The sequence below is a fragment of the Romboutsia sp. 1001713B170131_170501_G6 genome (genome assembly GCF_015668195.1).
Lineage (GTDB): Bacteria > Bacillota > Clostridia > Peptostreptococcales > Peptostreptococcaceae > Romboutsia_C.
Genome location: NZ_JADPFC010000002.1, coordinates 307,248 through 319,486, shown reverse-complemented (window position 1 = coordinate 319,486; position 12,239 = coordinate 307,248). Strand labels below are relative to the sequence as shown.

The 12,239-nt window shown below is 29.0% G+C and carries 10 protein-coding genes and 1 other annotated feature; all 10 genes read left to right on the top strand.

The window, feature by feature from the left end; all coding sequences use genetic code 11:
• The first annotated feature begins 18 nt into the window (after nucleotides 1-18).
• On the top strand, nucleotides 19-1,293 hold the full coding sequence (locus I4U89_RS07290) for a replication-associated recombination protein A (RefSeq protein WP_195939732.1): 1,275 nt from the start codon (nucleotides 19-21) through the stop codon (nucleotides 1,291-1,293).
• A gap of 157 nt (nucleotides 1,294-1,450) precedes the next feature.
• Nucleotides 1,451-2,221, top strand: a complete 771-nt coding sequence (locus tag I4U89_RS07285; RefSeq protein ID WP_195939731.1) for a GNAT family N-acetyltransferase — start codon at nucleotides 1,451-1,453, stop codon at nucleotides 2,219-2,221.
• A gap of 174 nt (nucleotides 2,222-2,395) precedes the next feature.
• Nucleotides 2,396-2,929 carry a VanZ family protein gene (locus I4U89_RS07280; protein WP_195939730.1) on the top strand — a complete coding sequence of 178 codons (534 nt, stop codon included), beginning with the start codon at nucleotides 2,396-2,398 and terminating at the stop codon, nucleotides 2,927-2,929.
• 233 nt (nucleotides 2,930-3,162) lie between these two features.
• Entirely contained in the window at nucleotides 3,163-3,609 is a 447-nt protein-coding gene (locus I4U89_RS07275; protein WP_195939729.1) for an RrF2 family transcriptional regulator, read from the top strand.
• Nucleotides 3,610-3,626: 17 nt separating this feature from the next.
• Nucleotides 3,627-4,820, top strand: coding sequence for a cysteine desulfurase NifS (gene nifS, locus I4U89_RS07270; RefSeq protein ID WP_195939728.1), 1,194 nt, complete (start codon nucleotides 3,627-3,629; stop codon nucleotides 4,818-4,820).
• 47 nt (nucleotides 4,821-4,867) lie between these two features.
• Nucleotides 4,868-5,323: a Fe-S cluster assembly scaffold protein NifU gene (gene nifU, locus I4U89_RS07265; protein WP_195939727.1), complete on the top strand. Its 456-nt coding sequence runs from the start codon at nucleotides 4,868-4,870 to the stop codon at nucleotides 5,321-5,323.
• A gap of 158 nt (nucleotides 5,324-5,481) precedes the next feature.
• Nucleotides 5,482-6,573 carry a tRNA 2-thiouridine(34) synthase MnmA gene (mnmA, locus tag I4U89_RS07260; protein ID WP_195939726.1) on the top strand — a complete coding sequence of 364 codons (1,092 nt, stop codon included), beginning with the start codon at nucleotides 5,482-5,484 and terminating at the stop codon, nucleotides 6,571-6,573.
• Nucleotides 6,574-6,708: 135 nt separating this feature from the next.
• Nucleotides 6,709-6,925, top strand: a binding site (T-box leader).
• Between the two features lie 150 nt (nucleotides 6,926-7,075).
• Nucleotides 7,076-9,721 carry an alanine--tRNA ligase gene (alaS, locus tag I4U89_RS07255; protein ID WP_195939725.1) on the top strand — a complete coding sequence of 882 codons (2,646 nt, stop codon included), beginning with the start codon at nucleotides 7,076-7,078 and terminating at the stop codon, nucleotides 9,719-9,721.
• Nucleotides 9,722-9,742: 21 nt separating this feature from the next.
• Nucleotides 9,743-10,000, top strand: coding sequence for an IreB family regulatory phosphoprotein (locus I4U89_RS07250; RefSeq protein WP_195939724.1), 258 nt, complete (start codon nucleotides 9,743-9,745; stop codon nucleotides 9,998-10,000).
• A 9-nt stretch (nucleotides 10,001-10,009) separates the two neighbouring features.
• Nucleotides 10,010-12,187, top strand: a complete 2,178-nt coding sequence (locus tag I4U89_RS07245; RefSeq protein WP_195939723.1) for a hypothetical protein — start codon at nucleotides 10,010-10,012, stop codon at nucleotides 12,185-12,187.
• The last annotated feature ends 52 nt before the right edge of the window (nucleotides 12,188-12,239 follow it).

Sequence of the window (12,239 nt, the reverse complement as noted above, 5' to 3'; positions counted from 1 at the left end):
AGGATATTAGGAGGTAATATGCAACCGTTAGCAGATAGATTTAGACCTCAAAGTATAGACGATATGGTGGGGCAATCTCACATAATAGGAAAAGGGAAAATATTAAATAAATTAATAGAAAATAAAACTATACCAAATATGATTTTATATGGTCCTCCAGGAACAGGTAAAACTACCCTAGCAAATATAATAGCCAATGCAACAGGAAAAAAATACATAAAACTAAATGCCGTAAACTGCGGTGTTAAAGAAATAAAAGAAGTAATAGAGGCCACTAAAAGAGACTTATTTTCTTATAATGGAATAATCTTAATGTTAGATGAAATACAAGCACTAAATAAAAAACAGCAACAATCATTACTAGAAGTTATAGAGGAAGGCTCAGTAACATTAATAGCAAGTACAGCAGATAATCCATATTTTGCTATATACAAAGCAATACTTAGTAGATGTTCAGTATTTGAGTTTAAACAAATAAATTCACAAGATATATTTATAGGCCTTATGAATTCAATAGAAAAGTTAAGAAATCTTTATAAAAGCAAAACAATAAAGGTAGAAGAACAAGCTATAAAATATATAGCAGATACTTGTAATGGAGATATGAGAAGTGCGTTAAACAAACTAGAACTTGTATTTAATGTTAGTATTGATAGTAACTCTGATGAAATTAATATAACTCTAGATAATACAATAGAATGTTCTTCTGTAAAGATACTTAATTATGACAATAAAGGAGATGATAGCTACTCAATATTGTCTGCATTTCATAAGTCTATAAGAGGCTCTGATATAGATGCATCTATACATTATCTAGCAAGGCTTATAAAGGCAGGAGACTTAAATAGTATAACTAGAAGGCTTTTGTGTATTGCATGTGAAGATGTAGGACTAGCTGTACCCCAAGCTATAACTATAGTAGAAGCTTGTGTTAATGCAGCTAATCAACTAGGATTTCCAGAGGCTCAATTACCTTTAGCTCAAGCTACAATATATCTAGCAAATTGTCCTAAGTCTAATTCTATATACACTGCGATACAATCAGCAATATATGATTTAGATAATATAGAAGTTGGAGATATACCAGTTCATTTAAAAGATGCGCACTATAGCGGTGCTAAAAATCTAGGTAGAGGTATAGACTATAAATACCCTCATAATTATGAAAATAATTATATAAATCAGCAATACATGCCAGAAACTATAAAAGATAAAAAATACTATAATCCAGGTAAAAATAAAAATGAAATGGCTTTTGCGAATTATTGGAAAAGCTTAAAAAACAAAGATTAATTATAGCGTATTTGTCACTTAAAAATATTTAACTAAAACTAAAAAGAAGGAAATCTATTAGTAAATATAAAATTATCATAAAAACCACTATTGATAATAAAAATATTATAAAGGTAGTTTTTATATGTAGATTTATTTTTATATCAGGGGGAAGTATATGATTTTGAAAATGAATGGAAAATATCATAAAAAGATAATTGAATATTTAAGTAAGGAACCTGAATTTAATTTATTTATAGTTGGGGATATTGAGAGATTTGGATATGATAATAATTTTTTTAGTGTATGGGCAGATATAGATAGAAGTGGCAATATAGAGGGAATATTAGTTAAATATTTAGATTTTTTAACATTTTATTCTTATTCTAAATTTAATGCAAAGAGATTTTCTAACTTTATAGATAAATTAGATTATACTGAGATAAGCGGTAAAACAGTATGTCTAGATAAACTTGAAAAAAATTTAAATATTAATAGAAAAAGAATAGTTAGTTTTTGCAAGCTACCTACAACAAAAAATTTAGAAAATACAATGAGAAGTTCAAATGTAAAAAGGATTAGATTTGGTAGTATAGGTAAAGTAGTAAAGTTATATGAAGTTATAGAAGAATTTGAAAACACTACAGTAGAAAATATAAAAAATATGCTTAAAACTGGAAGAGGGTATTATATATCGTGTGATAAACAAGTTGTTGCTATGGCAAAGAGTACATTAGAAAGCCAAAAATATGGGCTGATAGTTGGTGTAGGGACTCATCCAAATTACAGAAATAAAGGTTATGCAACTTTATGCATAAGCAAGTTATGTAGAGAATTATTAGAAGAAGGAAAAATTCCGTGTTTATTTTATGATAATGAAGAAGCGGGAAAGATATATAAAAAATTAGGATTTAAAGAAATAGGAAAATGGAGTATTTATTATGTTTAGGGTATTCTCTTATTGGGAGATACCCTATTTTATATTCAAATAATATAGTCATGATTAAAATTTAAGAAAAATGTTTATCATTTAGTGAATATTATAAGATATATTTATTGCAAAAATTGGACTTGTATAATTATATAATGTATAATCACTAAATATAAAAGAGGTGATAATACCATGAAAAAAATAATTTGCTTAGTATTAGTTGTTTTAGCAATGGGAACTATGTATTATTTTTCAAGTCAAGAAGGTAATGTATCTAAAATGCAATCAGATAAAGTTGTCAACGTGGTTGATGAAATAAGACAAGAGGTTACTCTAAAAGATAGTAAGTTAATAAGTATAAAAGATAAAGTATTTAATGTTTTAAAGAGATATGGAAGTAAAAGTTATATAATTAGAAAATTAGCTCATTTTAGTATATATGCATGTATTGGTATCTCTTTATGTCTAATGCTTTATGTATTTACTAAAAGAGTATTTATATCAGCTATACTATCATTTATAATAAGTGCTTTATATGCTTACTATGATGAAATGAGACAGCTATCAGTAGCTGGAAGAGTTGGAAGTATAAAAGATGTATTTATAGATTCAAGTGGAGCTATTACTGGAATAATAATACTGGTTGTAATAATAGTTATGTTTAATGGAATAAGAGGATTTTTTAATTTCCTATTCAAAAATAATAATTATAAAAAGACTGTTTAAATACAGTCTTTTTTATTTGTTAGAAAAATTTAAAATAATATGTTTACATTAAAAAAATGATGGTATATATATAGTATAAATGAAGCATTTTAATTAGTGAATGTGAAAAAATAAAACCTAGTAAATTAGTATGAATTTAAAGTTGACAAAATTACTAGGATATAATAAAATAATATTGAAGATAAAACCTAGTAAATTACTATGAATTGTAATTGAGTAAAGGGTGATAATATATGAAACTATCAACTAAAGGTAGATATGGACTCAAAGCTATGTTTGAATTATCTCTAAATGAAGAGAATGGTCCAGTACCATTAAAGTATATAGCTAAAAAACAAAATATATCAGAACAATATTTAGAGCAGATATTTTCATCACTTAAGAAATCTGGACTTGTTAAAAGTGTAAGAGGTGCACAAGGTGGATATTTACTAGCTAAAAAACCTAAAGATATAAAAGTAGGGGATATTTTAGTAGTACTAGAAGGGCCTATTTCAATTTCAGATTGTGTTATAGATGAAGATATTTGTGAAAATTCAAATATATGCGTTACAAAAGTCGTTTGGGAAAAATTAAAGAAGGGAATAGAGGATGTAATAAATGCTATAAACCTTCAAGACATGATAGATGATTACAACAAAAACAAATTAGACTGCGATATAACAAATTTATTAAAGTAGATTGGAGCGAATACAAAATGGAAAAAAGAAGATTATATATGGATTATTCAGCGACAACACCTGTTAAAAAAGAAGTACTAGATGAAATGATGCCTTATTTAACAGATTATTTCGGGAATGCATCTAGTTTTCATACATTCGGAAGAGAAGCAAAAGCTGCATTAGATAAAGCTAGAGGACAAGTAGCAAACCTTATAAATGCAAAGCCAAATGAAATATACTTCACAGGTGGTGGAACAGAAAGTGATAACTGGGCAATAGAAGGAGTTGCTTTCTCTAATAAACATAAAGGAAACCATATAATAACATCTAAAATAGAACATCATGGTATACTTCATGTATGTGAATACTTAGAAAAACATCATGGATTTGAAGTAACTTACCTAGATGTTGATGCTGAAGGTAGAGTTAAATTAGATGAATTAGAAAAAGCTATAAAAGACACTACAATATTAATAACTATAATGTTTGCAAATAACGAAATAGGAACTATACAACCTATAAAAGAAATAGGTGAAATAGCTAAAAAACATAATATAATATTCCACACAGATGCAGTTCAAGCAGCAGGAAATATTCATATAGATGTTAAAGAATTAAATGTAGACTTAATGAGTATGTCTTCTCACAAAATATATGGACCTAAAGGAATAGGTGCTTTATATATTAAAACTGGAACAAAGTTACATTCATTTGTTCATGGTGGAGCACAAGAAAGAAGAAGAAGAGCTGGTACTGAAAATATACCTTCAATAGTAGGATATGGAAAAGCAGCAGAAATGGCTAAAGAAAATATGGATAACCATATAGAAAGACTTACTGCATTAAGAAAAAGATTAATAGATGGAATACTTAAAAATATACCATACACAAGAGTTAACGGAAGTATGGAACATAGATTACCAGGAAATGTTAACTTCTCATTTGAATTTATAGAAGGAGAAGGAATACTATTAATGCTAGACATGTTAGGTATAGCTGCATCAAGTGGTTCTGCATGTACATCAGGTTCATTAGACCCATCACATGTTTTAATGGCTATAGGATTACCTCATGAAATAGCACATGGTTCTTTAAGATTATCTATAGGTGACTTTACAACTGAAGAAGATATAGATTATATAATAGAACACTTACCAAAAGTTATAGAGAGACTAAGAAGTATGTCACCTCTATATGACAAATTTATAAAAGAAAATAAAGACAAATAATATCGGAGATAGATTAATATATATCAAAATTAAAGGAGGATTACATCATGCAATATAGTGATAAAGTTATGGATCATTTCATGAATCCAAGAAATATAGGAGAAATAGAAAACGCTAGTGGAATAGGTGAAGTAGGAAACGCTAAATGTGGAGATATAATGAGAATATATCTTGATATAGATGAAGATACAAAAGTTATAAAAGATGTTAAATTTAAAACTTTTGGATGTGGATCTGCAATAGCTAGTTCATCAATGGCTACAGAAATGGTAAAAGGAAAAACTATACATGAAGCATTAGCAGTAACAAACAAAGCTGTTGCTGAAGCGCTAGATGGTTTACCACCAGTTAAAATGCACTGTTCAGTACTTGCTGAACAAGCTATAAAATCAGCTTTAATAGATTATTCTAAAAAGCACAATATACACATACCAGAATTAGATGGTGTTGTTATAGATGATGACCATGATCATCATCATGATATAGAAGAGGAAGAAATGTAATTTATTAAGTAATAGATGATATAATATCCCTTTTAAGTTAATACTTAAAAGGGATATTATATTTTATATATTGAAAAATTATGCTATTATCCTTTTAAAAAGTTATAAAAATATATATAATAAGAAGATAAATGTAATTAACAAAAGAAGGTGACGTTATGAAAAAAAGAGTTATGATCGGTATGAGTGGTGGAGTAGACAGCTCTGTTGCAGCATATCTTTTAAAAAAGCAAGGATATGATGTAATAGGTGTTACTATGAAACTATGGCAAGATGATGATGATGAACTTATAGAAAATGAAGGTGGATGTTGCTCATTAGCAGCTGTTGAAGATGCGAGAAAAGTTGCTGATAAGATAGGTATACCTTTTTATGTATTAAACTTTAGTGATGTATTTAAGGAAAAAGTTATAGAGCCATTTATAGATGAATACTTAAATGGAAGAACTCCTAATCCTTGTATAGCTTGTAATAAGCATATAAAGTTTGATGATTTCTTTAGAAAAGCTCGTCAAATAGGATGTGATTATGTAGCTACAGGGCATTATGCAAAAATAGAAAAAGATGAAGAAAGCGGGAGATTTTTACTTAAAAAATCAGTTACGGATAAAAAAGACCAAACTTATGCTTTATACAACCTAACTCAAGAACAATTAGAACACACGCTTCTTCCTATAGGAGACTATGAAAAGGATAGAGTTAGAGAAATAGCAAAAGAAATGGGTATGGATGTTCACAATAAGCCAGATAGCCAAGAGATATGCTTCGTTAAAGATAATGATTATGCTGGATATGTTAAAAAACATTCTAAAAAAAGAATTGAAGAAGGATTCTTTGTAGATACTAAAGGAAATGTATTAGGAAAACACAAAGGTATAGTAAACTATACTATAGGTCAAAGAAAAGGTCTAGGAATAGCACTTGGAAAGCCTATGTTTGTTGTTGATATAGACCCTGTTAGAAATACAGTGGTACTTGGAGATAATGAAGATATATTTAATAAAGTATTAATAGCTAAAGATGTAAACTTTATATCAATAGATGGTGTAAAAGAGGGGGAACCTGTAAGAGTTGAAGCTAAAATTAGATACTCTGCTAAGCCATCACCAGCTACTGTATACAAGCACGGAGAAGATGCTATAAAGATAGTATTTGATGAGCCACAAAGGGCTATAACTAAAGGTCAATCAGTTGTTATGTACAACGGTGATGTTGTAGTTGGCGGAGGAATCATAGATTTAGCTTTATAGGGCTACTTTATAATTAACTAAGATATAAAATTACAAGTATTTGTGAAATAATATGAATATAAATTTATATGTGTAGCAAAATACTATTGATTATTTCAATATAATTTAGTAATATAATGTAATAAAACAAATATATTAAATGCAGTGAAAAGAAATAGTAAATTAATTGAAGCTTTACAGAGAGAGAACATTGGTGAGAGTTCTTATGATAGATTAATTGAAGCAGTCTTTGAGTATCGATTTTGAAATAATAGTATGAGTCGACGGTAGTTCCGTTATAACTTAAGGTTTTCCGAAGATACTGAATGTTCAGTAAGTAGGGTGGTACCGCGAGAATATGCTCGCCCCTATACTATGTTATAGTGGCGAGCTTTTTTATATTCAAATTTATAATATCAACTCATTTATATTTTGGGCTACGGATTTACCTAAAGCTGTCGCGAAGGTATATCATTGGCGAAATGAGCAAAGCGAATTTTACATAATTAAGGAGGAAGAAAAAATGCAACCAATGGGATTAAATGAAATAAGAAGTAAATTTTTAAACTTCTTTGAATCTAAAGGGCATTTAATACAACCAAGTTATTCACTGGTTCCACAAAATGACAAAAGTTTATTATTAATAAATGCAGGTATGGCACCGCTTAAAAACTACTTTACAGGTGCTGAAGTGCCACCAAGTAAGAGAATGTCAACTTGTCAAAAATGTATAAGAACAGGTGATATAGAAAATGTAGGTGTTACAGCTAGACATGCTACATTATTTGAAATGTTAGGTAACTTCTCTTTTGGAGATTACTTCAAACATGAAACATTAAAATGGGGATGGGAATTTGTTACAGAACATTTAAACATACCTCAAGATAAAATATGGGTAAGTGTATACTTAGAAGATGATGAAGCTTACGAAATATGGGAAAAAGAAATAGGTATACCTAAAGAAAGAATAGTTAGACTTGGTAAAGAGGATAACTTCTGGGAAATAGGTACTGGTGCTTGTGGTCCTTGTTCAGAAATACATTTTGATAGAGGTCCTGAATATGGATGTGACAATCCAGATTGTAAGCCAGGATGTGATTGTGACAGATACTTAGAATTCTGGAACCACGTATTCTCTCAATTTAATAAAGATGAAGATGGAAACTACAATCCACTTGAGCATAAAAACATAGATACAGGTATGGGTCTTGAAAGAATGGCTTGTATAATGCAAGGTGTTGATACTATATTTGAAGTTGATACTATAAAGCATATATTAAACTCTGTTGAAAAAATAACTAATACAACTTATGGAAAAGATGCTAAGAATGATAAGTCTATAAGAATAATAACTGACCATATAAGAAGTGTTAGCTTCTTAGTATCAGATGGTGTACTTCCATCAAATGAAGGAAGAGGATATGTTCTTAGAAGATTACTTAGAAGAGCTGCTCGTAATGGAAAATTACTTGGAATGAAAGAATCATTCTTATACAAATTAGTTGATGAAGTTATAAAAGTAAGTGGAGAAGCTTATCCAGAGCTAGTTGAAAAAAGAGACTATGTACAAAAAGTTATAAGAATAGAAGAAGAAAAGTTCAATGAAACTATAGATAAAGGTATAGAAATATTAGCTTCTTATATGGAAGATTTAAGAAAAGAAGATAAAACAGTATTAAGTGGAGAAAATGCATTTAAGCTATACGATACTTATGGATTCCCTGTTGACTTAACTAGAGAAATATTAGAAGAAGAAAATATGACTATAGATGAAGAAGGATTCCATGCTGAAATGGAAAAACAAAGACAAGCAGCAAGAGATGCTAGAGGAAATATGGATTCTGTAGCTTGGGAAAAAGATGCAGTGTCTCAATTAGATAAGTCTATATGCACAGTATTTGAAGGATATAACAACTTAAATGATGAAGCTACTGTTAAAGCAATAGTTAAAGATAATGAAATAGTTGAAAGTATTGAAGCAGGGGATGAAGCTATAATAGTACTTGATAAAACTACTTTCTATCCAGAAGGTGGAGGTCAAGCAGGAGATAAAGGTACTTTAGTTAATAAAAATGAAGATGTTGTAATAGAAGTTGTTGATACTAAAAAAGGACCAAACAATACTATAAAACACATAGTTGTTGTAAGAAGTGGTAAAATAAATGTAGGAGAAACTTTATTTGCTAAAGTTGACAAAGAAAGAAGAATGGCTTGTGCTAGAAACCACAGTGCTACTCACATACTTCATAAAGTATTAAAAGAAGTATTAGGAGATCATGTTAACCAAGCAGGTTCTTTAGTTACTGAAGATAGATTAAGATTTGACGTAACTCATTTTGAAGCTATAACTAAAGAAGAAATAAAAGTTATAGAAGAAAAAGTAAATGATATAATATTTGACGCTTTAGATATAACTTGTGAAAATATGAGTATAATAGATGCTAAAAATAAAGGTGCTATGGCTTTATTTGGAGAAAAATATGGTGATGAAGTAAGAGTTGTATCTATGGGAGATTATTCTATAGAGCTTTGTGGAGGAACTCACTTAACTAACACTTCTCAAATAGGAATGTTTAAGATATTATCTGAAGGTGGAGTAGCTGCAGGGGTTAGAAGAATAGAAGCTATAACAGGTAAAGCAGTATACAACTACTTAAATGGAAAAGAAGATGTAATAGCTAATGTTTGTTCAAACTTAAAAACTAAAGAAGATGGTTTAACTACTAAAGTAGTAAGCTTATTAGAAGAAAACAAAAACTTAGCTAAAGAATTACACGATGTTAAAACTAAGATGAGTTTACAATCAATAGAATCAGTACTTGATTCAAAGGTTGATGTAAATGGAGTTAACTTAGTTACTGCTAAATTCGAAGGAATGGATATGAATACTTTAAAAGAAGTAGCAGATAACTTAAGAGATAAATTACAAAGTGGAGTTGTTGTTTTAGCAAATGTAGCTGATGATAAGTTAAATCTTGTTGTAACTGCTACTAAGGATGCAGTAGATAAAGGAATACACTCTGGAAATATAGTTAAATCTATAGCAGCTATAGCTGGTGGAAAAGGTGGAGGAAGACCTAATATGGCCCAAGCTGGTGCACCAGATGTAGAAAAAGTAAAAGAAGTATTAGATGGAGCTAGTGAAGTTGTAAAATCTCAAATAAAATAATTTTAATAAGGGGGATTTAACATGGATAATAATTTTGATAGCACTGTAAAATTTGAAGGATTTGAATCTGAAAATATGAGTGTTAGTGATACAATAAAGTTTGTATATCAAGCACTAGTTGAAAAAGGATACAATCCTATAAATCAATTAATAGGGTATATCTTATCAGGTGACTCTAGCTATATAACTAGTCACAATAATGCAAGAGCTGTTATAAAGAGATTTGAAAGGGATGAAATACTAGAGGAAGTAATAACACATTATCTAAATAGAAAGTAGGTCAATCTTATGAAAAAAAAGATTGTATCAATGTTAATAACATTAATGGTACTCCTAGTTTCTATTCCAAAATATAGCTTTGCCGATGAACCCGGCAAAGTTATATTTATTAATATGAATAGAACTAATTTAAATACTATGCTAAAGATACCAACTCTAAAAAATGAATTAGAAAATAGAGGTTATATTGCTCTTATGAATATAAGAGGTGATGGTGGTACTGATGATAGAAGATCTTATGCTAGTATGGGTGCAGGAGGAAGAGCTGATGTATCTGCACAAGAATATATAGATTTTCAAGAGTTAACTAAAGAAAATGGAAAAGTTTTTAAAGCTGTAACAGGTAAAGAACCAAAAGCAATAAATAATATAGATATAAATAAATCTATAAATGATAATATAGAATATGGTCAATATGGGTCAATATTAGGTGCCCTTGGACAAACACTATCTGAAAATAACCTAAAGACAGCAGTACTTGGAAATAGCGACAAGATTGTAGATAATGAGCTTGTTAAAAATAGAAATATAGGCTTAGTTGCAATGGATGAGTATGGAAGAATAGATGGTGGAAATATTGATAATATTAATGTAAAAGATGACTCTATGCCATATGGAATAAGAACAGATTATAATAAACTTATAAAAGAAACTCAAAAATATTATAATGAAAGTAATGCTATATTTGTTGATTTAGGAGATACATATAGATTAGATGAATATAGATTATTCTTAAATGATAATACATACAAAAGTATGAAGGCAAATATAGTTAAAAATATAAGTAAATACCTTAAAGAAGTATTTAATATGGTAGGAGAAAATGACGTTGTATACATAAGTAGTGCATTCCCAAATGATTTAGACTACAAAAACAAAAGAAGATTATCTCCTATAATAAAGTTTGAAGGAAATGGTAAAGGATTATTATCATCAGCAACTACAAGAAGAGAAGGTATAGTCGCAAATGTCGACGTAGGGGCTGATATATTAAATGAATTTGGACTTAAAAATAAAAATATGGTAGGTAGAAGCTATGAATTAATTCAAAAGGATGATAACATAGACTATGTTCAACATGAATTTGTAAAAATGGTTTCAGTATCTGACATAAGAGCAAATGTAGTAAATACATTTGTTGGTATAGTGTCAGCTTCTTGGGTAATAGCAATGATTGCTATATTACTTAGAAAACATGTACCATATAGAGAAAAAGTATTTAATGTATTAAAAGAGCTTATAAAATTAGGTATAATAATGCCTTTAGCACTTTTATTAGCGCCTGTATTCAACTTTAAAACACCTATGACTATAACAGCAGGGATAATACTTACTACATTAATACTTTATATATTAGGTAGAAAGCTATTTAAAGATGATATAAAGCAAATGGGATTCTTTGCTTTAATAACTATAACAGTTATAGTTGTTGATTCTATATTTGGAACATATTTAATGAGAAACAATATAATGAGTTATGATGCTATAATAGGTGCAAGATACTATGGTATAGGTAATGAATATGAAGGAGTAACAATAGCAAGTGCTGTATTTGCTATGGCAGTACTTCTAAATTACAAAAAAATACCTAAATGGTTAGTAGCCCTAATGAGTATAGTAATACTAATAACAAGTGCATATCCTTCTATGGGAGCTAATGTTGGTGGTGCTATATCTGAATCAGTAGCATACTTATTATTTATACTACTTATATATGATGTAAAATTAGACTTTAAAAAGGTTATATTACTAGGAGTAGCAGCAGTAGCTGTAGTTGTAGCCTTTGCAGTATTAGATGTAGTATCAGGAAGTGAGTCACACTTATCTGTATTTGTAAATCAAATACTAGTAAACGGTCCTGGAGCTATAGTACAAACATTTGGTAGAAAGATACAAATGAATATGAAGTTAGCTCAAACTAGTGTATGGGTTAATATATTACTAGCAGGAATATTTATAATTGCTATGTTTATATTTAAGCCACCTAGACATTTTAGAGAAATAGCTAAGAAATATCCTATATTATTTAAAGGATTTATTGCATCTATGGTAGGATGTATAGTTACACTTTTAGTTAATGACTCAGGAATAGTAGCAGCTTCAACTGCATCAATATATATACTTATACCAATCATAATTATAAGCATAAATATGATAATATTTAACAAAGAAGATAATAAAAATTAAACCATAAAGGTCAGGGTAAAACCTGACCTATCTTAAAATTTAAGGAGAAAAA

What these genes read in the sequence shown, in the direction of transcription:
- I4U89_RS07290 (WP_195939732.1), top strand. Translation starts at nt 19, where the DNA reads ATGCAACCGTTAGCAGATAGATTTAGACCTCAAAGTATAGACGATATG.
- I4U89_RS07285 (WP_195939731.1), top strand. Translation starts at nt 1,451, where the DNA reads ATGATTTTGAAAATGAATGGAAAATATCATAAAAAGATAATTGAATAT.
- I4U89_RS07280 (WP_195939730.1), top strand. Translation starts at nt 2,396, where the DNA reads ATGAAAAAAATAATTTGCTTAGTATTAGTTGTTTTAGCAATGGGAACT.
- I4U89_RS07275 (WP_195939729.1), top strand. Translation starts at nt 3,163, where the DNA reads ATGAAACTATCAACTAAAGGTAGATATGGACTCAAAGCTATGTTTGAA.
- nifS (WP_195939728.1), top strand. Translation starts at nt 3,627, where the DNA reads ATGGAAAAAAGAAGATTATATATGGATTATTCAGCGACAACACCTGTT.
- nifU (WP_195939727.1), top strand. Translation starts at nt 4,868, where the DNA reads ATGCAATATAGTGATAAAGTTATGGATCATTTCATGAATCCAAGAAAT.
- mnmA (WP_195939726.1), top strand. Translation starts at nt 5,482, where the DNA reads ATGAAAAAAAGAGTTATGATCGGTATGAGTGGTGGAGTAGACAGCTCT.
- alaS (WP_195939725.1), top strand. Translation starts at nt 7,076, where the DNA reads ATGCAACCAATGGGATTAAATGAAATAAGAAGTAAATTTTTAAACTTC.
- I4U89_RS07250 (WP_195939724.1), top strand. Translation starts at nt 9,743, where the DNA reads ATGGATAATAATTTTGATAGCACTGTAAAATTTGAAGGATTTGAATCT.
- I4U89_RS07245 (WP_195939723.1), top strand. Translation starts at nt 10,010, where the DNA reads ATGAAAAAAAAGATTGTATCAATGTTAATAACATTAATGGTACTCCTA.